This window comes from Marinobacterium marisflavi (assembly GCF_982447095.1).
Window position 1 is genome coordinate 884,010 of sequence record NZ_OZ457898.1, and the last position, 21,213, is coordinate 905,222.

The 21,213-nt window shown below is 54.4% G+C and carries 24 protein-coding genes and 4 tRNA genes; 12 read left to right on the plus strand and 16 right to left on the minus strand.

Annotated elements, in window-relative coordinates:
• Nucleotides 1-70: 70 nt before the first annotated feature.
• On the minus strand, nucleotides 71-670 hold the full coding sequence (locus tag AC1WNR_RS04295; protein ID WP_481643297.1) for a hypothetical protein: 600 nt from the start codon (nucleotides 668-670) through the stop codon (nucleotides 71-73).
• Entirely contained in the window at nucleotides 654-1,964 is a 1,311-nt protein-coding gene (locus AC1WNR_RS04300; RefSeq protein WP_481643298.1) for an MFS transporter, read from the minus strand. The genes AC1WNR_RS04295 and AC1WNR_RS04300 overlap by 17 nt, the downstream gene beginning before the upstream one ends.
• 273 nt (nucleotides 1,965-2,237) lie before the next feature.
• Between AC1WNR_RS04300 and AC1WNR_RS04305 the strand changes: the two genes are divergently transcribed.
• Nucleotides 2,238-2,666, plus strand: coding sequence for a DUF3429 family protein (locus tag AC1WNR_RS04305; protein ID WP_481643299.1), 429 nt, complete (start codon nucleotides 2,238-2,240; stop codon nucleotides 2,664-2,666).
• A gap of 81 nt (nucleotides 2,667-2,747) precedes the next feature.
• Here the strand turns inward: AC1WNR_RS04305 and AC1WNR_RS04310 are convergent, their stop codons facing one another.
• Nucleotides 2,748-4,097, minus strand: coding sequence for a DEAD/DEAH box helicase (locus AC1WNR_RS04310; RefSeq protein WP_481643300.1), 1,350 nt, complete (start codon nucleotides 4,095-4,097; stop codon nucleotides 2,748-2,750).
• Between the two features lie 486 nt (nucleotides 4,098-4,583).
• Nucleotides 4,584-5,609, minus strand: coding sequence for an IS110 family RNA-guided transposase (locus AC1WNR_RS04315; RefSeq protein WP_481642805.1), 1,026 nt, complete (start codon nucleotides 5,607-5,609; stop codon nucleotides 4,584-4,586).
• Between the two features lie 268 nt (nucleotides 5,610-5,877).
• On the opposite strand from AC1WNR_RS04315, the gene AC1WNR_RS04320 reads away from it, so the two are divergent.
• The 3 genes from AC1WNR_RS04320 (at nucleotide 5,878) to AC1WNR_RS04330 (ending at nucleotide 7,177) form a co-directional block, all read left to right on the plus strand.
• Nucleotides 5,878-6,630 (plus strand): glutathione peroxidase, encoded by a 753-nt coding sequence (locus tag AC1WNR_RS04320; protein ID WP_481643301.1) that lies wholly within the window; start codon nucleotides 5,878-5,880, stop codon nucleotides 6,628-6,630.
• A 137-nt stretch (nucleotides 6,631-6,767) separates the two neighbouring features.
• The gene (locus AC1WNR_RS04325; RefSeq protein ID WP_481643302.1) at nucleotides 6,768-6,881 is read left to right on the plus strand and encodes a type II toxin-antitoxin system RelE/ParE family toxin; all 114 of its coding nucleotides are present in this window, start codon (nucleotides 6,768-6,770) and stop codon (nucleotides 6,879-6,881) included.
• Nucleotides 6,881-7,177 (plus strand): HigA family addiction module antitoxin, encoded by a 297-nt coding sequence (locus tag AC1WNR_RS04330; protein WP_481643303.1) that lies wholly within the window; start codon nucleotides 6,881-6,883, stop codon nucleotides 7,175-7,177. The genes AC1WNR_RS04325 and AC1WNR_RS04330 overlap by 1 nt, the downstream gene beginning before the upstream one ends.
• Here the strand turns inward: AC1WNR_RS04330 and AC1WNR_RS04335 are convergent.
• Genes AC1WNR_RS04335 through AC1WNR_RS04345 form a run of 3 tightly spaced genes read right to left on the minus strand, consistent with a single transcriptional unit; the run spans nucleotide 7,174 to nucleotide 10,513 of the window.
• Nucleotides 7,174-7,920, minus strand: a complete 747-nt coding sequence (locus tag AC1WNR_RS04335; protein ID WP_481643304.1) for a hypothetical protein — start codon at nucleotides 7,918-7,920, stop codon at nucleotides 7,174-7,176. The genes AC1WNR_RS04330 and AC1WNR_RS04335 overlap by 4 nt on opposite strands.
• Nucleotides 7,917-9,053, minus strand: coding sequence for a DUF1501 domain-containing protein (locus tag AC1WNR_RS04340; protein WP_481643305.1), 1,137 nt, complete (start codon nucleotides 9,051-9,053; stop codon nucleotides 7,917-7,919). The genes AC1WNR_RS04335 and AC1WNR_RS04340 overlap by 4 nt, the downstream gene beginning before the upstream one ends.
• Nucleotides 9,050-10,513, minus strand: coding sequence for a DUF1800 family protein (locus AC1WNR_RS04345; RefSeq protein WP_481643306.1), 1,464 nt, complete (start codon nucleotides 10,511-10,513; stop codon nucleotides 9,050-9,052). Before AC1WNR_RS04345 ends, AC1WNR_RS04340 begins: the two co-directional genes overlap by 4 nt.
• 103 nt (nucleotides 10,514-10,616) lie before the next feature.
• Between AC1WNR_RS04345 and AC1WNR_RS04350 the strand changes: the two genes are divergently transcribed.
• Nucleotides 10,617-11,078 carry an NlpC/P60 family protein gene (locus AC1WNR_RS04350; protein WP_481643307.1) on the plus strand — a complete coding sequence of 154 codons (462 nt, stop codon included), beginning with the start codon at nucleotides 10,617-10,619 and terminating at the stop codon, nucleotides 11,076-11,078.
• Between the two features lie 65 nt (nucleotides 11,079-11,143).
• Here AC1WNR_RS04350 and AC1WNR_RS04355 read toward each other — a convergent pair whose 3' ends face one another.
• Complete coding sequence (locus AC1WNR_RS04355) at nucleotides 11,144-12,127, minus strand: metal-dependent hydrolase (protein ID WP_481643308.1); 984 nt, start codon at nucleotides 12,125-12,127, stop codon at nucleotides 11,144-11,146.
• Between the two features lie 107 nt (nucleotides 12,128-12,234).
• Between AC1WNR_RS04355 and AC1WNR_RS04360 the strand changes: the two genes are divergently transcribed.
• The 6 genes from AC1WNR_RS04360 to AC1WNR_RS04385 all read left to right on the plus strand — a co-directional run bounded on the left by AC1WNR_RS04360 (nucleotide 12,235) and on the right by AC1WNR_RS04385 (nucleotide 14,642).
• Nucleotides 12,235-12,927 (plus strand): Crp/Fnr family transcriptional regulator, encoded by a 693-nt coding sequence (locus tag AC1WNR_RS04360; protein ID WP_481643309.1) that lies wholly within the window; start codon nucleotides 12,235-12,237, stop codon nucleotides 12,925-12,927.
• 145 nt (nucleotides 12,928-13,072) lie between these two features.
• A tRNA-Ser gene (locus tag AC1WNR_RS04365) sits at nucleotides 13,073-13,160 on the plus strand.
• 21 nt (nucleotides 13,161-13,181) lie between these two features.
• Nucleotides 13,182-13,257 (plus strand) — tRNA-Asn (locus AC1WNR_RS04370).
• A 16-nt stretch (nucleotides 13,258-13,273) separates the two neighbouring features.
• A tRNA-Lys gene (locus tag AC1WNR_RS04375) sits at nucleotides 13,274-13,349 on the plus strand.
• Nucleotides 13,350-13,369: 20 nt separating this feature from the next.
• A tRNA-Lys gene (locus tag AC1WNR_RS04380) sits at nucleotides 13,370-13,445 on the plus strand.
• Between the two features lie 216 nt (nucleotides 13,446-13,661).
• Complete coding sequence (locus AC1WNR_RS04385; protein ID WP_481643310.1) at nucleotides 13,662-14,642, plus strand: TauD/TfdA family dioxygenase; 981 nt, start codon at nucleotides 13,662-13,664, stop codon at nucleotides 14,640-14,642.
• 122 nt (nucleotides 14,643-14,764) lie between these two features.
• On the opposite strand, the gene greB is transcribed toward AC1WNR_RS04385, so the two are convergent.
• Nucleotides 14,765-15,265: a transcription elongation factor GreB gene (gene greB, locus AC1WNR_RS04390; RefSeq protein WP_481643311.1), complete on the minus strand. Its 501-nt coding sequence runs from the start codon at nucleotides 15,263-15,265 to the stop codon at nucleotides 14,765-14,767.
• Nucleotides 15,266-15,363: 98 nt separating this feature from the next.
• Between greB and AC1WNR_RS04395 the strand changes: the two genes are divergently transcribed.
• Nucleotides 15,364-15,753, plus strand: a complete 390-nt coding sequence (locus AC1WNR_RS04395) for a hypothetical protein (RefSeq protein WP_481643312.1) — start codon at nucleotides 15,364-15,366, stop codon at nucleotides 15,751-15,753.
• 79 nt (nucleotides 15,754-15,832) lie between these two features.
• Here the strand turns inward: AC1WNR_RS04395 and AC1WNR_RS04400 are convergent, their stop codons facing one another.
• The 7 genes from AC1WNR_RS04400 to dapC all read right to left on the minus strand — a co-directional run bounded on the left by AC1WNR_RS04400 (nucleotide 15,833) and on the right by dapC (nucleotide 21,198).
• Nucleotides 15,833-16,252 (minus strand): hypothetical protein, encoded by a 420-nt coding sequence (locus AC1WNR_RS04400; protein ID WP_481643313.1) that lies wholly within the window; start codon nucleotides 16,250-16,252, stop codon nucleotides 15,833-15,835.
• Nucleotides 16,249-16,497, minus strand: coding sequence for a hypothetical protein (locus tag AC1WNR_RS04405; protein WP_481643314.1), 249 nt, complete (start codon nucleotides 16,495-16,497; stop codon nucleotides 16,249-16,251). The genes AC1WNR_RS04400 and AC1WNR_RS04405 overlap by 4 nt, the downstream gene beginning before the upstream one ends.
• Nucleotides 16,490-17,347 carry a putative RNA methyltransferase gene (locus tag AC1WNR_RS04410; RefSeq protein WP_481643315.1) on the minus strand — a complete coding sequence of 286 codons (858 nt, stop codon included), beginning with the start codon at nucleotides 17,345-17,347 and terminating at the stop codon, nucleotides 16,490-16,492. Before AC1WNR_RS04410 ends, AC1WNR_RS04405 begins: the two co-directional genes overlap by 8 nt.
• Before the next feature lies 1 nt (nucleotide 17,348).
• The gene (gene dapE / locus AC1WNR_RS04415; RefSeq protein WP_481643316.1) at nucleotides 17,349-18,488 is read right to left on the minus strand and encodes a succinyl-diaminopimelate desuccinylase; all 1,140 of its coding nucleotides are present in this window, start codon (nucleotides 18,486-18,488) and stop codon (nucleotides 17,349-17,351) included.
• Between the two features lie 106 nt (nucleotides 18,489-18,594).
• Entirely contained in the window at nucleotides 18,595-19,626 is a 1,032-nt protein-coding gene (gene dapD / locus AC1WNR_RS04420) for a 2,3,4,5-tetrahydropyridine-2,6-dicarboxylate N-succinyltransferase (RefSeq protein WP_481643317.1), read from the minus strand.
• A gap of 23 nt (nucleotides 19,627-19,649) precedes the next feature.
• A complete protein-coding gene (locus AC1WNR_RS04425; protein ID WP_481643318.1) occupies nucleotides 19,650-19,988 on the minus strand; it encodes an arsenate reductase in 339 nt (112 codons plus the stop codon).
• A 10-nt stretch (nucleotides 19,989-19,998) separates the two neighbouring features.
• A complete protein-coding gene (gene dapC / locus AC1WNR_RS04430) occupies nucleotides 19,999-21,198 on the minus strand; it encodes a succinyldiaminopimelate transaminase (protein WP_481643319.1) in 1,200 nt (399 codons plus the stop codon).
• Nucleotides 21,199-21,213 lie beyond the last annotated feature (15 nt).

Below are 21,213 nucleotides of genomic sequence, written 5' to 3' on the forward strand. Positions count from 1 at the left end.
CGGTCTTGCAACAAACGGGTGGGTCCATATAAGGGATGTGCGGCAAAGCCGCATTTCCCGACCCCAAATATCAAGCCCACATATCCCGAATCTTCTTGTCGTCTATCGCGCGCTGAGCAAATGCAACGAGTTCTGGGTCGAGTCCGTCAACTCCCTCAACCACCAGCGGCGCACCCGAATCGGCCAGAAACTTCACCAACGGCTGATGCCCTGAGCGAATAGCGTGGATTAGGAGCTTAGGAGTATCGAGACTAGCGCCGTGCTGCGCTAAGCGGTTGATAAGCAGCATCGCCTGCTCCGGTGGATGCTGGAGTGCAAGCTCAACCAGCGTCTTGCCAGCGACCTCAGTGTCAGGTCCTAACCCCTGAGATAGCATGGCACTGAGCAGCAATAACGCCTGCTTGGATGCCAGAACCGCCGCAACAATTGGCTGGCCACTACTTAGCTGAGACTCATTGAGTTCGGGGAATCGATGTAGAATCTCACCCAGGAGTTTCGCCTGACCCTGCTCGATACAGAGCTCAAGCGCAGAGGCGTGGCCATCAAGTGGGGCTGTTAGATCTTCGACTGTTAGCCCATCCCGAACTTTCGGCCAGAGCTGCAGGTCGCCGCTCTTAGCCAGCTCCAATAGCTTTGACCTTAGGCGCCGCTGCTTAAGGTTTTTCAGCATCGTCGCTTTCCATCTCTACCGGTGGCTCAGGATCTCGAATGAGCTCCTCCAGCGGCACATCGTCGATGTCCTCAGTACGCGGGTCAAACTCGGAGGCAACCTGTGATTCCGGAACCGCCACCACGAAGTGCTCCTGCTCCTCCACCGGAACCGGAGCCTGCTGGCCACGACGATAGAGGGTGTATCCACCAAGCAGCAGGAGTAGTGCGCCATATCCGAAGAAGAGCGCGCTAGGCGCCAGTGCCTGCATCAGCCAAGCTCCCGCCGCTGGGCCGATGATGCTGCCTAAGCCGTAACTCAGCATCAGCGTCGAGCTAGCGGCGATACGGTCTTTAGGGTCAACCAAATCGTTGGTTATAGCGACTGCAATCGAATAGATGCTGGCAATAATCGCCATAATAATTGCCAGGAATAGAACACGTAGCGCGTAGTCCCACTCTGAGCCTAGGGCTGCTAGCAGGGCTGCAATACCCGCCACTAAGGCGATGATAAGCAGGACCCGACTGCGCTCGACACGGTCACAGAGCCAGCCGATAGGCCAGGCAAGTATCATGGCGCTGATAACTGCAATGGACATCAGATTACCGATCTCGTCCGTCGCGACACCGGTTAGTGTTGCGTAGAGCGGTACCAGTGCGTAGAAGCCACTAATCAGGATGCCTGCAGCGAGAGCGGTTAGCAGACCCAGCGACGTGATGTTCCACAGACGCTTCAGACTCATGCTAGCGGAGTCTTCAAGCGGTGGTGAATGCAGTCGAGAGATCGATAGCGGTATTACCGCCGCCATCAACAGCAGCGCGCCAAGGCTGTAGGCAACATTAGGGCCAGCCGCCAGGCCGGGCTCGAGAATAAGCTGGCCACCCGCTGCGGCACTGTAGGTAGCAATTTGATACAAGGCGAAGAGTCGAGCACGGTTATCATTGCTCGCCACAGCACTCAACCAGCTCTCTATGGCTACAAACAGAGCCGCGACAGCAAAGCCGCCCAGCGCGCGCAGAACACCCCAGAACCAGAGCGTATCGATAAGCGGATAGGTGATGGAGGCCATCGCAGCGAGTGCAGCAAGGGCTGCGAAGCTGCGAATGTGACCCACGCGCAGAAGCAGTTTGGGCGCAAAAAATGCGCCGGCGACGAAACCGACTGAGTAGCAGACCATAATAAGACCGACGATTGTCGGCTCAGTGCCTGTCTGGCCCAACTGCACACCGATCAAGGTCAGCAGATACGCGTTTCCCGTCACCACGAGCACGAGGCTAAAGAATAGCGAGAAGAGCGAAACCATCAGCAGTCGCATCGGCAGTGACCTCCGTAGGTATGCTAGAGCAATTAAGAGAACGCGATACTCTATCAGTATGAACTATGAGTCAAAGAAAAGCGTACACAGATCAACAAACATAGAGTGTCCGCAAAAAATGTCTCAGCCCCAATCGTCGTCCCAGCCCGCAACAGAGTCTCAAACAACCCATAGCATGCCCTGTCGTGGCTGCCTGCCTGACTGCCCGAATCGTGCGACCTGTCAGGGTAAACCCTGGCGCCAAGACGTTGAGCAGAGTACTAAGAAGCACTAATGCAGGCATTTGAGCGAATTCAGACTCCGGTCTGGATAGGCGGACTGGCTGGGCTCATTCCCTTCTACGCAAGTATCTACGGTATTGGCGCAATCAACTGGCCGCTCTGGTCGTTTCTGAGCTACGCCTGGATCATTCTCGCTTTTCTGTGCGGATCGGTCTGGCGTACAGCGATGGAGGATGGTGCCGCAGAGGGTGTGATGGCGGGTGTTGCTATCGCGCTGGGTGTTCCGGCACTGCTCTGGCTGAGCTACTGGGTTTCGCCTGCGCTGCAGTTGGGGCTGACAGCGTTCGGCTTCATTGCGGTCTATCTGTGGGAGCGAGTCTACAGCTGGGAGCGTTTCCCGGCGGGGTATCGAGTGCTCAGAACCACGCTAACAACACTGGTGCTGCTAGCGCATCTGATCTTGGTATTTACGGCCCTCTAAGCGGCGTAGCCGATGGCTAACCTAGACTCGCTGAAGGCTCTTTAATGGTGGCTGAAGGCTCTTTATTGGTAGCTGAAGGCTCTACTCTTTAGAGTCTGAAGCGGGTTTGCGCTTGCCAAATGGCATCGAACCATCGCCCAAACTCGGTGCTGCTGCGGCCGGGCGACGTTTACCAATCACCTTCTTATCGCGCTCGCGCGTTTTCGCCTTTGTTTTAGCGCCCTTAGAATCGCTCTTCTTCTTCGGTCGTTTCTTACCGACCGCTTTGCCGTTGCTCTTAAGCTTTTCTGGCCCTTTGTAGTGGCCAGTTAAACCGGGCAGCGTGCGCTGTTCGAACTTGATCTTCAGATAGCGCTGAATACTCGCCATCAGGTTCCACTCGTTCTGCTGGATCAGACAGATAGCCAGACCATCACGGCCTTGGCGGCCGGTACGACCGATACGGTGCACATGCTCGTCACCTTTGCGCGCCATATCGAAGTTAACAACCAGGTCGATACCCTCGATATCCAAGCCGCGTGCAGCCACATCGGTCGCCACTAGAATATTGATCTTACCTTCACGCAGCAGCTTCATGATGCGGTTACGCTCGGGCTGGTCGAGCTCGCCGTGGAGCAGGCCGGTGCGTAGCTCAGTGCGATTGAGCTTGTCAGCGAGCTGCTCGGCGTAGGCGCGGGTGTTACAGAAAACCACCGCCTTGTCGTAGGTCTCATTCTCCAGCAGGTAGCCGAGCAGCTTCTCTTTATGGCCGGGGTGGTCGGCCAAGATGATCTGCTGTTTGATGCTCTGAACAGCATCCTGAGCGGTGCTCAGTTGTAGCTTTTCAGGATCTTTGAGTACGGTTTTGATCAGGCTACCGATATTGGCGTTAGATAGCGTTGCTGATAGCAGCAAAGTCTGGCGCTCGGTGTTACAGCGCTCTGTGATAAAGGTCACCTCATCGCGAAAGCCCATATCGAGCATGCGGTCGGCTTCATCGAGTACCAGGTACTCAAGGTCATTGAAGTCGAGAGTATTGCGCTCTAAGTGCTCTTTCAGGCGACCGGGCGTCCCGACAAGGATCTCAGGGTTCTTACGCAGGCGCGCAGACTGGTTGCTCCAGTTTTCACCGCCACAAACGGTCTGCACCTTTATCTGCGTGAAGGCCGCTAGCCCTTCGCACATCTTAGCCACCTGTTCAGCCAGTTCACGTGTTGGCGTGAGAATCAGGCCGCGCGTGCCCGCACTGGGTTTGCTCTGGTCGATACAGCGCTGCAATAGAGGAACTAAGAAGGCTAGTGTTTTACCACTACCGGTCTCGGCTGCGACCAGAAGGTCTTTACCCTCGAGCGCTGGCGGCAAGGTTGCTGCCTGTACCTCGGTAGGGGTGGTGATAGAGAGCTGGTCCAAAGCCTTGAGCAGGCGATCGCTAAGAGGGTATTCGCTAAACACTAAGATGTCCGATATGAGTTTCAACCCGCGCATAGTAGCAGAAAGGCAGGCAGTCGCGACATCCGCTGCGCGGATATCCCTCCCACAAAATTCCTGTAGGAGGCTTCTTGGCGAAGCCAAGGAGGCGACCTAGGATGTCCGATATGAGTTTCAACCCGCGCTTAGTAGCAGAAAGGCAGCCGGTCGCGACATCTGCTGCGCGGATATCCCTTATATGGACCCACCCGTTTGTTGCAAGACCGTTTTGACTCGATAGAAGTAGATTGCACGCTTATATCCGGCCTCTCAGTTTGGGCGTATCCACCCGGGCCATTATGAGATGTGCTCTTGCTGTTCTTATCTCCTACCCGGCTTCTTGGTGAGCCACAGGGATCTTCAGATTTTCAGCAAGTCGATCTTATCTGTCGTGTCTTAACGTTCTGCGCAACTCTTTGGTTGGGTTTAACTCTATTTATCCTGCCTTGGGCAGGCTCCGTACTACGTTGGTTACAACGCTTTGTAATCTCTTTCGTTTACTAAGCAGCTCCAGGCGATACGGGCTAGCTTGTTTGCGATCGCTACCACGATCTTGTTTACGTGCTTGCCTGAAGCCCTCAAGCCTTGTGCCCACAAGCCAAGTCGGCTGCTTTCGGGGCATTTCTCTAGTGAGCGGTATGCAGCCCTCGCGCCGTGTACCAGTTGCTTGCGCAACTGTCGATTTCCTCGTTTACTGATCCCCAGTAACACGTCTTTACCACCGCTTGAGTGCTGGGCGGGCACCAAGCCTAACGAGGCGGCTAGGTCGCGACTGCCCCGGTATGATTGACCATTCCCCGCATACGCAACCAGCAAGGTCGATATGACTGGGCCTACACCAGGTATCGTCATCAACCGTTTACAGCGCGCATCAGACCTAGCGATCTTTTCGATCCGTGAGGTGTAGTAATCAACTCGATCATCACAGCGTAGCCACTCCTCTCTCAGATCAGCAATGATCTCTCTTAAGCTATAACTTAACCCGTTTGAAGCGTCCTCAAGTATCAACGCGACCTCGTAGCGAGTTGCAGCATGTCCGCGCTTTACTACGATGCCCTGTTCTGCAAGCAGTCCTCTTATCCGGTTGCCGGTGCGGGTTCGGTTGTTAACCGAGTCTTCGCGGACTCGGTGCAAAGCCTGTAGGTCAAGCTGTTCAGTTGTTTTGACGGCTACTACCGGTGCCTGCTCTCGGGACGCTGCCTCCGCAATCGCTGCGGCATCCCGTTTATCATTTTTATTAACCCGCACGTACGCCTTTACGTAGCCAGGCGGGATGATCTTCACATGATGGCCATACTGCTCGAACAACTTGGCCCAATAGTGAGCACCACCGCACGCCTCAATACCAATAATGCATTTGGGTTGTTTAGCTATAAACTTAGCGACCTCTGCGCGCTTGAGCTGACGCGAAAACGTCTGTTTACCACTGCTCGTCATACCGTGAGCTTGAAAAACACTCTTCGCCAGATCGATACCAATAATGCTAGTCTTATTCATGTGGACCCCCTTCTTGGATGCCGTACTTGATTGATCTTTCAAAACCAATCTTGGCACAGAGTGGGTGGGTCCATCACATTTCCTACAAAATTCCTGTAGGAGGCTTCTTGGCGAAGCTAAGGAGGCGACCTTTTACTTTAATCATTTAAAAAACTAATCAGGCGTCTAGTTTTAATTAACTTTATTAAAATACGATCAACTCATAGACTGAACCTATCAATTTTAGAAGCGCAAATTTAAACGAGGCGAAACGCCCCAGGAGTAGAAGATGTTTGAGAATCGCGAAGGTCAGTCAGTCCCTAATGTGACATTCCCAATCCGTAAAGATAACGATTGGTCGCAGGTCACCAGCGAACAGCTGTTTGCCGGCAAAACCGTGATTGTTTTTAGCCTGCCAGGTGCATTTACACCGACCTGTTCAAGCACACACTTGCCGCGCTACAACGAATTGGCAGACACGTTCAAAGCCCAGGGCGTGGATGACATTATCTGTCTGTCGGTGAATGACCCGTTCGTAATGGATGCTTGGGCAGCTGATCAGCACGCAGAGAACATCCGCATGCTTCCAGACGGTAACTGCGAGTTTACCGATGGCATGGGCATGCTGGTTGAGAAGGCTGATCTGGGCTTTGGTACGCGCAGTTGGCGCTACTCAATGCTGGTTAGAGATGGTGTGATCGAGAAGATGTTTATCGAGCCAAACAAACCAGGCGACCCGTTTGAGGTGTCTGATGCGGATACTATGCTCAACTACATCAATGCGAATGCAGAGCTGCCAAAGCGTGTCAGCATGATCACTAAACCTGGCTGCCCACATTGTGCTCGCGCGAAAGCAGCACTGAGCGCAAAAGGTATGCGCTTTGAGGTGATCGAACTGGGGCAGCAGGGCATCAGCTACTCAACGTTGCAGGCGATCTCCGGCCGCGGCACCGTGCCACAGATCTTTATTGATGGTGAGCACATTGGTGGTGCGGATGCTCTGGAAGCTTGGTTGGGCGGCGACAAATTCGCCGCAGCCTAACCAAATAAGACAGGGGAGCTAATCAGCTCCCCTTTTTTGTCCCATGTACAAGCGTTGTTAGCAAAGCATATTGCGCGACTTACGAGTGAGTCGGCAAACGGTCCTAACTTGACTATCTAACCCCGTGGGTAACAAGATTGCTAGGTACCCGAAAAGGTATATGGTCCGTAACAGTGAATGGAAACTGGCGCGTTACATTCAGATTCAATGGTAAAGACGCCGTAATAGTTAATTATGAGGATTATCACTAATGACTATGCATAATCCTGCTCACCCAGGAGAAATTTTAAGAGAGCTAGTAATCGAGCCTCTCGAACTCACGATTACTGAAGTGGCTGAACACTTAGGCGTCAGCCGCAAGACACTGTCTAAAGTGTTGAACGCGAGGGGTGCGATCACACCTGAAATGGCGGTTCGTTTAGAGATCGCCTTTAAAAAGCCATCGGCTGATCATTGGTTGAGGCTGCAGAGTGCATATGATCTTTGGGAGTTACGCAACCAGCAGGCTGAGCTGCATGTAACTCCATATAGCTTTCAGGTTGCTTAGTTCAGGATTATATCCAACCCATTATTGCCAACAAAGTCGTCTAGCGCGTGACCGCCTTTGAAAAAGGCGCTCAAGAACTGGTCACCTTTGGTCTCCTCGAACAGGCAGACCTGCAGTGCAGCCACTTTGGGGTTGGTTGTCTCCATGACCAAGTAGAGATCGCCGAATACGTAGGGCAGGGTAGAGCTGCAGGTTTTTAGCGCCTTCTCCCAGATTCTTAAGCTCGGCTTTAGGCGTTCAGAATCACCGCCTTTGTTCAGGTGCGCCACTATCATGCTGCTGCGGTCAGTGAGCACGCCAAAGTCGATTGAGCGCAATCGAGCCTTGATGTCCCAGCGATTAAACTTGCCCTCAACTTCCAGCTTGTAACCGCCGCCACCGGGGATGTTTAGGTCTTCGCGACTGCCTAAGGCCTTGCCACTGAACTCACCGAATCGGTACTTCCAGTTGAACACCCCATCCTGCTCTTTATAGTGCAGAGCCGCGCGAGCGGTGTCGCTAGCGAGGGCCTTGTTACGTTCGATGTTGCGCGCAGTCGCTGCCGCCTCTTTTGCTGCAGCCGCCTCGGCCATATTCATCTTCGGCTTCTTTAGGTCGGCACTCACTTCGTAGCGCTTGATACCAGCGGGATAGGCACCATCCACTCTCTTTGCTGCTGCAGAATCCGAACCACCCGAACTGGTTGGATTCGCCTGACAGGCGGCCAGTAGCAGGGCCAGGCCTGCGATCATTAGCGCTCTCATAGGTAGATCCTATCGGTCAGGCGTGGGAGATTCGGCGTGAAGAAGACGCGCTCGGCAATCTCTGCATGCTCCAGGCCGAAGGTGTGCTCGAGCACAGCAGCGCAGATAGAGCGCGAATCGATGGTGGCCATCAGGTCACGACGCTCAAACTGATCGCTCTTCGCCAGTCCCGGCCAGTCCGCTAGGACCGCACCACCATTAACAGCACCGCCGCCCACCAGCATAGCTGTGCCGTAGCCGTGTTCGGTACCGCTCGAGCCGTTCACTTTAACGGTACGGCCAAACTCCGTGAGGGTAATGAAAGTGGTATTGTCCCACGCACCGCCGAGGTTTTTACGCAGGGTACTGATACAGGTGTCGAGCTCGCCTGTTAGGCTAAAGAGACGCCCGGGATTCTTACCGCCTTGGCCAGCATGGGTGTCGTAGCCACCTAAGCGAATCATCGCGGCAACAGGGCCGTCTGGTCGTGCCAGGGCTTTACCCGCCTCCTCTGATAGACCTCTCGGACTGCGATCGCGCGAGTTGAACACGCGCCCATTCAAGCGCGCCATCAGCTTGTCATTCTCAGTCTGCCACTCGGGAGACAAGCCACCATGCAGCATCTCAAGGAGTCGGGTTGTTGGGTTTGAACTGCCGTTTACATGTGCTGGAAAGTAGTTGTCTACGCCCGTGGCACCGCGCAGTAGCAGCGGTGTATCCAGACTCATTGCGCGGCCACCATTGCTGGCGATATCCAGCGCGCGTCCAACCCAGCCGGTTGACTCTGAGAAGGGCGCCAAGCCGCCACCCTGGATCAGGTTCTGGCCCTCAAAGTGTGAGCGCTTGGTGTACGGGAAGCTAGTGGCGTGAATACCTAAAACATCCTGCTGCAACATCAACTGATGCGTCGCACGCATCGCTGGGTGCAGTGCCCAGTGGCTACTCAAATCCAGCAAGTTGTCGGGCATCAACTCTTCACGGAAACTCTCTAAGCGGCCCTCTAGTTTGGGCACGATTGTAGAGAGACCATCCAAGCCCCCCTCAAGGAAGAAGATAACCAGGCGACGTTCTGGATTAGCGATATTAGCCCAGCCTGGCAGGCTGGCGAGAGCGAGGCCCGCGGCCCCCATCTTTAAAAAGTCGCGACGGTTCATGCCTGCACCTCCATTGCCCACTGGTTAACAACAAGCGCCGTGAATTGGTCGGTCGTTGAGCCCGCGTTGCGTATCTGTGTCTGCATCTCTGCAGGAATGCCGAGATTATTCATAATCTGTTGTGGCGTGAGTCGCCCGGATCCGGTGCCGTACACGGCACTGGCGAAGCGGATGCGACGGTCTAGGTGCTCCAGACTGATCCACTCCTTGGACTCTAATGGATAGCCGTTAGGCTGGCGGTCCTCCCAGAAACTGATGCCGAGCTCGCGCATCGGGCGCATGGCTCGCTGACCCGATTTGCGGTTAAACACATCTTTATGGCCCATAAAGTAGTTAGAGCCAGAGATGCGCACCGTATTGTAGAGCCAGTGACTTGGCCACAGCAGTTTGCGACCGCCATCGGTCCACGCGATTTCAAGCAGTTTCTCGTGCACTTTGCCGAGGTTGCCGTTGCTCTGCATCCAAGCAGTCTCAAGCGCATCAGTCACGCGCTTTGAGGGTTCGTCGCTGATAAAGTGCAGCGCTAGCCTGTAGCAGATGAATTTACGTGTCTGCGGCAGTGCGGCGAGGTCTGCCGTGAACTCTTTAAGTGCGGTGTATCCGGAGCCGTAGGTTTTACCCAGTACGGTTTTTTTACCGGGTTCGGCTTTATTGCGAATGTAGGGGCGCTCGGCGCTCAACCAGTCTCGCTCGTTCTTAGGGTTCAAAGCCCAGTCGCCCCAGCCCGCGAGAATACGCGCGGCTTCACTAATATCTGTCTCTGTATACCCCTGCGCCGGAGAGCAGCTGTGAAGCTCCATTATTTCCCGCGCCAGGTTGTCATTAAAGCCGACCTGCTTCCCATCCATACGGCGCCACTGGCCAGCTTTACTGCGCGGAGAGATATTAGAAACGTTGTCCAGATACCGCAGCATCGAATAGTGCGTTGTGGCCTCATAGAGGAGGTTGGCAAAGTCGCCATTCATATGCGGCAGAATACGGTGCTCATACATATCACCAGCGGTGTAGAAGGCGTCGTAGTTACCCACGGTAAAGTGGTTAAACCAGAAGTGGCCAAATCGCTGGCGTACTGAGTCTTCACCAAAGCTACCACGGGCGTCCATGCGTGCGGCATCATGCCAACGCAGGTCGTATTTAAACTGGGCTTCGTCCAGTTTCGACTGCCGCTCTCTCTCGGGCGCGTTCTTCAGTTTTTCTCGAATCGAGTCACGCGATTCATCCCAGCGCCAAAGGTTAATTAATCGTCTGCGTATGCCTGGATCGAACTCTTCCGGCCAAGGTTGTAGGTTGGTGGGGTCATCCCGGTCAGAGGGTGGCGAGAGTGTTGGGTCATCGCGATACAAATTTGCGATAGCCCAATTAACTGGATCACTAGGAACCTCGTGCTCGGGCCGCGGTAACAGGCCCACTCGCATCATATAGTTCAGGGTAGGTGATTTAGGGGAGTTTGTTGTTTTCATATCAGCCTCCTGCGATAGTAAAAACATACCCAATATTGGGGCTAAATCCAATTGAAGATATTTATAGAGTTTCGGTTATTGAAGGCTGTAGAGGGAGACAGATGTGTTGATTCGTTGGGTTGCCTGTTTAGTGTTTGCCTTGATGGTGAGTGGGTGCAGCGTTCAACCGCGACTAGAGGGCTCGGCCTGGAGCGCTAACTCCGAAGCCATCGATAGCTACTATCGCGACTGGCAGGGCACGCCTTATCGGCTCGGTGGAACGGGGCGCGGCGGCATGGACTGCTCAGCCTTTGTGCAGAATCTCTACGCTGAGGTGTTTAATCAGCGTCTGGCGCGAACTACCGAGCGCCAGGCTGAGCAGGGGTTCCAGATCTTACCGGGTGAGCTAGAGCCGGGTGATCTGATCTTCTTCAAAACGGGCTGGAAAGCGCGGCATGTTGGGGTGTATATCGGTGATAACCAGTTTGTGCACGCCTCCACCTCTGTGGGTGTGACGCGTTCAAATCTGAGTAATGACTACTGGCGGGATGCGTTTTGGCAGGCGCGTCGGGTTTCAAACTTCTAGGTTATTGGGTCGCGTAATACGCTTTGCGTACAACGCTCGTACAGCCTTTGTAAAGCGGACGCGCCTCAGTGCATCGCTTTGATCTGCTCCCACAGGCGGCTGATATCCTCGCCGCTGAAACTCTGTGGTAACTGCCGGCTGACAATTGGCTCAAAACTCTCGCTTGGTTTGCTCGCCACCGCATGGTTGAAGACATAGCTTCCCTCCACACCCATGCGCAGGTCCGTAATTACCAGATAGTCCTCGCGCATACTGCCCTTGATAAACCCGTGCGAGAACCATTGCAGTCGGTCGACAGCGGCGAGGTGATCGGCCGCTTTGATCAGGGCGAGGTTCTTATCGTGCTCGGTAAACTCAATCGGGCGATTGGGCGCTAGCACGGAGAAGTAGCCCTCTTTGTAGGTGTCATCCTTAACGACCAGGATACGCCAAACCAGAGTGTTAAATGGCGCCGGTGTTGTCAGTACCCGCCCGCCCGAGCCGTTGAGCGCGCTAGCCACCTTGTTTTCAACAATTGCTTTAGCGGTCCAGCTCCAGCCCAGATAGAGCGTGCTGAATACCAGACCGGTAGAGAGTGCGCGTGCGGCAAAACGCCCGGTAGGCCGAGCCAGAATAGCGATCATTCCAACCAGCAAAGGCAGCGTGTAGAGCGGGTCGATAATAAACAGTGTGCTCCACATTACCGGAGGCGTGGGTATGGGCCAGAGCAGCTGCGTGCCGTAGACGGTGTGTGCGTCCAACAACGGATGGGTAGCCAACGCCAGAAGCACCGCATAGAACCAGGGACGCGGTGCCGCTTTGACCGGTTCCCAGAACTGCTTCAACAACCACCAGACTCCAACCGCGAAGGGTATCAGCACAAACAGAGAGTGACTGAATCCGCGGTGGTAGGTGAAATTCGATACCGCGTCACCGTAATCGATCAGCACATCCAGATCGGGGAGAGTGCCCAGTGCAGCGCCTACTAGCGCGGCTTTGCGGCGATGCTCGGGCTTTACACAGACGGCAGCGACTGACGCGCCAAGTACTATTTGGGTTAATGAGTCCATTAGCGATAAACTGCAAAAAAATTCAGTGATAAGTGTACGTCATAATGCCGCAGTCGGGTTAGGTGACATTTATCCCAAAAAGGGGTCTGACCCCATTAAGGAATGCCATGGGTACCTTAGTAGGCCGCGGCCACTGCCTAACCTGTCCAATTCGACCACAGAGCCTGTTCGGCTGCCTAGAAAAGTCTGAGCTGAGCCTCATTGAGGACTTTCAGACTCGAGTTGTTACCTACGACTCGGGCGAGGTTGTCTACTCTGAGGGCGAACGCCTTAACCTCATCTACACCCTGCGCCAGGGCTTTGTGAAGCTGACGTGCTTCAACTCCGAGGGTGAGGCGCAGATAGTGCGTATTGTGAAGCCCGGTGATCTGTTCGGCTACGAGAAACTGGTTGTCGACTCTAACTATCGCCATACAGCTGAAGCGCTTGGCCATGTGGAGCTGTGTCAACTCTCGGTTGAGCGACTCAAAGAGCTGCGTGACCAGAGTCCTGCAATTAATCAGGCGATTATCGAGCGCGCGCTACAGCAGGTGATGAAAACCGAAGAGCATCTAACGCATGTCAGCCTGCTCAAATCCAAAGCACGGGTGGCCTGGTTTGTGCTGGACTGGGTGGCAGAGCAAGACTCTGCGCCCATGCCTCTAAGTCGGCGTGAATTGGGCCAATACCTTGGGCTAACTGTCGAGACCGTGTCGCGTCATTTCGCCGAGTTAAAACGACTTAATCAGATCTCTGAGAAACAGGGTGTGCTCTCGGTGCTGGATAGAGATGCGCTACAAGAGTTAGCGGGTGTCCTCTGAGAAGTTGTACATAAACTGTCCAGTGTTGATGAATTATTCGCCAGAGTTGCTGCAAATCTGATCAGTTGGCGGATTAATTGTAAAAAAGATCCAACCAACTGTTGACGGAAAAAAATATCACGGTAGAATCTGCGCCCATCCTAACGGAGGGATGGCTGAGTGGTCGAAAGCACCGGTCTTGAAAACCGACGAGTCGAGAGGCTCCCAGGGTTCGAATCCCTGTCCCTCCGCCATTAGGATACACAAAGGGTTTTTCCTCGATAGCTCAGTTGGTAGAGCAGTAGACTGTTAATCTATTGGTCGCTGGTTCGAGTCCAGCTCGAGGAGCCAAACCCGAGATCGGTGGGGGTCGTTAGCTCAGTTGGTAGAGCAGTTGGCTTTTAACCAATTGGTCATAGGTTCGAATCCTATACGACCCACCATTCTCACCGACCTCGCCCCCGGGTCGTTAGCTCAGTTGGTAGAGCAGTTGGCTTTTAACCAATTGGTCATAGGTTCGAATCCTATACGACCCACCATTTTTCTTCTCATTATCTAAATCAGCATCTAATTTCCGTTCGATTGCATTTATTCTGTTTCGATTGAATTCGTTTACGCTCGGGTACATAGGTCTACGTTAGTCGTATAGTCTTTCATGTCAGATCGCAGATAATTACGGGTCGAAACATGCGCCCGCGAGCTGACTCAATGCTCGCCCCGCAAACCAATAAATAGAACGTACAGAGGAAGTTCGCATGTCCGTTATTCTCAAACAGAAAGTTGAGATTCCAGCTGCCTGGAAAGGTAAAGATATCAAAGACGATGGATCGTGGATCTTCCACTGGACAGATGAGCATATCGCTATTCTGGAAAAGGGTCTGGCAGCGGTTAAAGCTAAGGGGCTGACGTGCCCAGACTTCACCAAAGAAGACTTCCCCATTACTGAACTGGCTGAAGAGATCAACTACTTCAACACCGAGCTGGAAGATGGCAAAGGCTTTATCTTAATTCGTGGTCTGCCGATCGAGCGCTACACCGACGAAGAGGCAGCGATCATCTACTACGGCCTGGGTCTGCATATGGGTACACCGGTATCGCAGAACATCAAAGGCGATATGCTGGGCCACGTGCGTGATGTTGGCGCAGCCGATCCTAAATCGGTACGTGTCTACGAGACGAGCGAATACCTGCCATACCACGCGGATTTGGCTGATGTCGTTGGTCTACTGAGCCTGCGTAAAGCGAAATCAGGTGGCATGAGCAGCCTCTCAAGTGCGACTACGCTATTCAATGAGATTCTAGAGAAGCACACCGAGTATCTCGGCCTGCTGCATCGTCACTTCCTGATGGAGCACATCAACAACGGCGTTGCCGGTCCTGTGCCGATCTTCAGTTATTACAAAGGCAAGCTAAGCGCGATGCACTTGCGCCAGTACATCGAGATTGCGCAGGACAAAATCGGTCTGCCGCTCTCACCCGTGGAGATAGAGGCGTTCGACCTGGTTGATTCAATCTTGAACGATCCAGACATCCGTCTGGATATGATGATGGAGCCGGGTGATATCCAGTTCTGTAACAACTACACCATCTTCCACTCGCGCACTGGCTTTGAAGATTACGAGGAGCCAGAGCGTAAGCGCCACCTCTACCGCCTCTGGCTGAAAATGCCAAATGCGCGTGAGTGTGCCCCTGACTTCCCAGGTAAGGAAGGCATCGCTAAGCGCGAGATCGCTTAGCATCGCCCGTCTGTAGGAGGGATATTCGCAAAGCGAATGTCGCGACCAATCCAGTCGCGTCGTTCGCTCCGCTCACAACCCTCACACAGGATGCTGTAGGTCGCCCCTCGAGGCGACAACCATCACCCGTAACGAACCTTTATAATTTCATACCACCGCTGCTCACCATCAGGCGTAGTAAACTCAATCTCATCGCCCACCTCTTTCTTCAGCAGCAACTTTGCTATTGGAGAATCCACGCTGATATACCCCAGCTTGGGGTCAATCTCATCCGCACCAACAATGCGATAGACCCGCTCAGCGTCCTCTTCGTCAACCAGAGCGACCCAAGCCCCAAAAAAGATCCGACTCTGATCAGACGGCAAATGCTCCACCACCTTGATGCCGTCTAGACGCTTTGAGAGATAACGCACCCGACGGTCGATCTCGCGCAGCTCCTTCTTGCGATAGATATACTCGGCATTCTCCGAACGATCGCCCTCAGCAGCGGCCTCACTAAGCGCCTGAGTCACCTCCGGGCGTTTGGTCTTCCATAGGTACTTAAGCTCCTCATTAAGGCGCTCATAGCCCTCTTTGGTGATATAGGGTGAACTCTCCTCGGCAGGTGGACGCCAACGGCCCATGGTGTTGCTCCTTTTGAAATGTTTGCTACTCAGTTTAAACGCTAAAGTGTTTGTGTTCGTTGCCGCTAAACTAGCACGATGCTGGGGATTGAAGTTAGATGGTAAACGAGATCGTTGCTAATCGCATTGAGCGTGCACAGGCTGGGCTGGCCCAATCAGTTCAGGCGACCGACGGCGCGCACTTTCGGATGCTGCTGAGTCTTATCTCTTCGAACGAGTCCTATGGCTACCAGCGAGGCCAGTCAGCGGCCGCTCAGGGCGAGTTTCCTGCTATTCCCTCTACTGATGCACTTTCTACTTATGTCCCTCCTGATCAGCTCTATAGCGCCGATACTGTCGAACGGATCAATGGTGGTCTGCATCGCGGGGAGTTGGGTGAGATGGCTTATGCTTTAGCTTGGGTGGATACTCAGGCGAATATCCCGCGCCGTTCCGCTAGCTATTCTGCTTTGCCTGACCCGCAGACTACGTTGTCGATGATCGCATAACGGCAAATTCTTTTTGTCAGCCGCTAGGCTTCGCCAGATGCCATCTACATCAGTTTTACACGCCCTAAAGGGGTGACATTTATCCCATAAAGGGGTCTGACCCCTTTAGGGACAAGTTTGCGGTGGTCCAGATGATTTTGTCGGGGCCGTCGGCGGTTACGCGCCACCATTCGTCGGGTTCGTCGCCTTCGGTCCAGCCGTTAACGATGCAGCGGGTCTGGACGTCCAGGGCTTGAGTGATCGCCGTGGCGCACTCTAGGTCGACTGCCCAGGGGGTTTGGTCTGAGTTGAACCAGATGCTGATCCAGGGTTTACCGACAACTCGCTCCTCTATGAGTACCGGGATCTCTACGCCATTGATAGTGCAATTGAACTCGTGGCTGAGGCCGCGGGTTTTGACTTCTGTAACGGCCTCACTGATCTCTGTTACCCAAGCGATAAGCCCGCGGGCAGAGGAGTTCTTCACGTAGACTTCGATATCGGGGTGGCGCTCGCTCATTCTGAATCCTTGCTCAGTATCTGGCGTAATCGGGCATAGATTAACATCACAAAGGCGATGATGCCGACTGTCATTGCTGGAATCGCAATTGCTACGCCTGCTAGGGCCATTATCTCGGCAACCATTCCCTCTTTAAGTACGACACCCGCAACAGCTATCAGACCTAGCGCCAGCAGCAGCGTGCCGAGCGCGAACAGCAGCCAGCGTAGGTGGCGTGCCCAAGCGGGTTGTTCATCGTCACTCACCCCTGTTCTCCGGCTGGTAGCGGAATAGCCCTAAGCGGATATCAACCTGCGTGCGCAGTTGCTGGCGCTGCAATATCTCTTCGCGTTTGGCGCTCTGCATGCGCTGACCGTGCGGCGTCATCGCCAACAGGTCAGAGATCTGCTGGTTACCCTCTAACTCAATCTCAAAGGGCTCCCCTAGGGTTTGCTCCAGTTTGAATGCTGCGGAGAGCTGCTTGGCCGGGTCTGAGTCGTTGTCGCGCACTTCGTCATAAATCAGCTCGCGCAGGCTCATTAGGTGCATAGGACCGGGGTAAGCGATAAGCAACAATGCACCGGGCTTAAGCGCCCGCTCGAGTGGCTCGGGTAGCACTTTACTGAAGATAATCAGCGCCAGATCCAGGCTGGCATCCGGTACGGGGATTCGTGCAGAGGAGCCTACTGACCAGGTGATCGCCTTGTCGCGCTTTGCTGCTGATTTGACCGCGTGCTTGGAGATGTCCAGGCCTAGAATCTGATCTTCAAGGCCCTGCGCTAGTCGGTGCTGGCGCAGACCGGTGGTGTAGTAACCCTCGCCGCAGCCAAGGTCGGCGATATTGGCGGATTGAGGCAGTGTCTCGTCTAGGGTTTGGCAGATTCGCTCTAGAACCGAACGATAGAACTGCCCATCCAAAAAGCGGGTGCGTGACTGCACCATCTCCGGGTTATCGCCCGGATCTTTGGAGCGCTTAGACTGGACAAGCAGCAGGTTCCAGTAGCCCTGTTTGGCGCGATCAAAGCTGTGTCCCGCAGCGCAGCGCAGTGTGCGTGTCTCATTGGTCAGCTCAAGCAGGTCGCTGCAGACAGGGCAAGCCAATTGCATCTGCGACATGCTAGTTCGCCAGCAGTTTGATCAGCATCTGTTCGTAAATGGTTGAGAGGGTATCCAAATCTTCTGCTTTAACGCACTCATCGATCTTGTGGATGGTGGCATTAACCGGCCCCAGTTCTACAACCTGTGCACCTGTAGGCGCGATAAAGCGACCATCTGAGGTGCCCCCTGAGGTCGACAGCTCGGTCTCACGGCCGGTCACTTCCTGAATCGCGCTGCGCGCAGCATCAACGAGGTCGCCCTCTGCCGTTAGGAAGGGCTGACCTGACAAATTCCACTTAATCTCGTACTCAACGTTGTGCTTGGCCAGAATAGCCTCAACACGACTACGAAGATCTGCGTCGGTCACTTCTGTAGAGAAGCGGAAGTTGAACAGCACTTCGACTTCGCCCGGAACCACGTTAGTGGCACCGGTACCGGCATTGATGTTTGATACCTGGAAACTGGTCGGCGGGAAGAAGTCGTTACCCTGATCCCACTCGGTTGCAGCAAGTTCGGCCAGTGCTGGCGCGAGTTCATGAATCGGGTTGCGCACCAGGTGAGGGTAGGCGACATGGCCCTGCACGCCCTTTACGCGCAGGGTTGCGCCCAGTGAACCACGGCGACCGTTCTTGATCACATCACCGACCAGTGCGGTGCTTGAAGGCTCGCCGACGATGGCCCAGGTGATTTTCTCGTTGCGCGCTTCCAGGGTGTCGATAACGCGGGTTGTGCCGTTGATGTACGGCCCCTCTTCATCACTGGTGATCAGCAGCGCGATAGAGCCTTTGTGGTCAGGGTGCGCTTTTACAAAGCGATCCAGTGCCGTCATGAAGGCGGCGATACTGCCTTTCATATCCGCCGCGCCACGGCCGTAGAGCATGCCGTCTTTCAGCGTTGGCTCGAACGGTGGCGATGACCACTTCTCCACTGGACCGGTGGGTACCACATCAGTGTGGCCGGCAAAGCAGAGCACTGGGCCTTCGGTACCGCGGCGGGCCCAAAAGTTGGTCACCTCTTCGAAGGGCATCCCCTCAATCTTGAAACCGAGTGCTTTAAGGCGCTCGGCCATCATCGCCTGACAGCCCGCATCTTCGGGTGTCACCGACTGGCGGCTGATCAGGTCGCAGGTGAGTGCAAATGTTTCGCTCTGATGTGCCATGAGAAGAGTTCCCTTTCTTGCCTGTGTAAATCGCTAAATAATGCGTAAACCGAGTAAACAGAAGAGCCGCGATACCGCGGCTCTCTTGATGCTGAACTAGCTTCGCTTAGTTGTGCGAGTGAAGTTCTGCATTGAGCTCGATAGCTGACTTGTTGGTCTTAACTTCGATACGGCCGTTCTGTGAGTTACGACGGAACAGCAGATCAGATTTACCTGCCAGTTCAGACGCTTTAACTGTAGCCACTTCGTTGTTCTGGTCATCCAGAATAGTCACTTTAGAGCCGCCTGTTACGTAGAGGCCAGCTTCCAGTGTACAACGGTCACCCAGTGGGATACCCAGGCCAGCGTTCGCACCCAGCAGCGCGTTTTCGCCCACAGAGATGATGACGTTGTTACCGCCAGAGAGTGTACCCATCGTTGAACAGCCACCTCCCAGGTCAGAGCCGTTACCGACTACAACACCTGCAGAGATACGGCCTTCAACCATGCTCACGCCCAGTGTGCCGGCGTTGAAGTTGATAAAGCCTTCGTGCATTACAGTGGTGCCTTCGCCCACGTGCGCGCCCAGACGGATACGTGATGCGTCACCGACACGGATACCCGCTGGTACGACGTAGTTGGTCATCTGTGGGAACTTGTCGACAGAGGTTACCTGCAGAATGCGGCCCTGTGCGCGTGCAGCTAGCTGGCGGCTTGGTAGTTCGTCCAGCGCGATTGCGCCTTCGTTGGTCCAAGCAACGTTTGGCAGCAGGCCGAAGATGCCAGTCAGGTTCTGGCCGTGGGGCTTAACCAGACGGTGCGAGATCAGGCTCAGTTTGAGGTAGACCTCAGCCGTTGTGGTGGGAGCATCGTCAGTTTCGAGGATACAGATAACCAGTGGCTGTGAAGTGCCTTCGAGGATCTCTGTGATCTCAGCCTGATCTTCTGCTCCAACGCTCAGAAATGCTGCTTCCAGGGCTTTGAGCTGCGCCGCATCGATCTCGATAGAGGCGTTGCCATCGGTGTAGCCAACAGCACCTGCAACGGCTTCAACCAGCTTGGCGTCAGCGTTCAGGATCGGTGCGTTGTAGTAAACCTCTAGCAGGTCGCCAGCGGCTGATTTGGTGCCTACACCCAGGCCCAGTGCAAAGTTAGTCATGTGAATCCTCGTTCTTTCTTAACTTAAAGACTGTTCAAAATTCGGTCTGCATCGAATCCGACCAGCAAGCCTTTGCCTGTCTCAATCACAGGGCGCTTGATCAGTGATGGCTGCTCGGCCATCAGAGCGATCAGCTTGTTGCTGTCGGTTTCAGCTTTTTGCGCATCATCCAGCTTGCGCCAGGTGGTGCCGCGCTTGTTCAGGACCACCTCAATACCGGCTTGATCGACCCAGCTCTGGATCATCTCGGTGCTCGGTGGCGCCTTTTTAAAGTCGATAAACTCGTAGCCAGCGCCTTGCTCTTCAAGCAGTAGACGCGCTTTTTTAACGCTGCCGCAGTTAGGGATACCGTAAACTTTCATGGTGTTCTCCTCAGAGCGATTCTATATAGCGGCGAATACGCCAAGCAGCTTCAACACACTCATCCACGGTAGCGACCAGTGCCATGCGCACATAGCCGGCGCCTGGGTAGAGGCCATCGGTGGTTTCGCGTGACAGGTAGCGGCCTGGTAGTACGGTCAGGTTCTGCTGCTCGTAGAGACCGGCTGTGAATTTGTCATCATCAATCGGTGTTTTCGCCCAGAGGTAGAAACTGGCATCGGGCATCTTCACATCCATCACTGGCTGAAGAATTTCGAGTACTGCGGCAAATTTCAGACGGTACAGCTCGCGGTTCTCTTCAACGTGCTTCTCATCGTTCCACGCAGCTACCGAGCCTTTCTGTACCTGCAGCGGCATGGCACAGCCATGGTAGGTGCGGTAGAGCAGAAAGGGTTTCATCAGTGTGGCGTCACCGGCGATAAAGCCAGAGCGCAGACCCGGTAGGTTCGAGCGCTTTGAGAGGCTGTGGAACACTACGCAGTTTTTATAGTCGTTGCGGCCAATTTCAGCACAGACCTGCAGCAGGCCAACAGGTGGCTTGGACTCATCAAGGTAGATCTCTGAGTAGCACTCGTCAGAGGCAAGGATGAAGTCGTACCTGTCGGCCAGTTCGATCAGCTTGATGATCGTCTCTTTCGAGTGCACCGCACCGCTTGGGTTGTTGGGCGAGCAGATAAACAGCAGTTCACACCGCTCCCAAGCTTCTGTAGGAATTGCGTCGTAGTCGGGGATGAAGCCGTTCTCCTCCAGCGTTGGCAGGAAGTAGGGCTCAGCGCCTGCTAGGTAAGCAGCACCTTCGTAGATCTGATAAAACGGGTCTGGCGAGAAGACCAGTGCGCCGGGTTTGCGCTCTACGGCGCACTGTGTGAAGGCGAAGATCGCCTCACGCGTACCCATCACTGGCAGGACGTTGTTGTCGCCGGTGAGCGAGCCCGCTTGGAGGTTGAAGCGACGGGTACACCAGGCCGCGATAGTATCGCGCAGTTCGGCGCTACCCTTGGTTGTTGGGTAGTTGGCAACCAGGTCGACTGTCTGATTCATTACCGAAGTCACCACGGCTGGCGCCGGGTGTTTAGGTTCACCAATGCCAAGCGAGATATGCTCAAGTTCTGGGTTTGGCGTAACCGTGCCAAGTAGGACGTTGAGCTTTTCAAAAGGGTAGGGCTGCAGTAGTGCCAGATCTGCGTTCATATACTCATCCAGTGA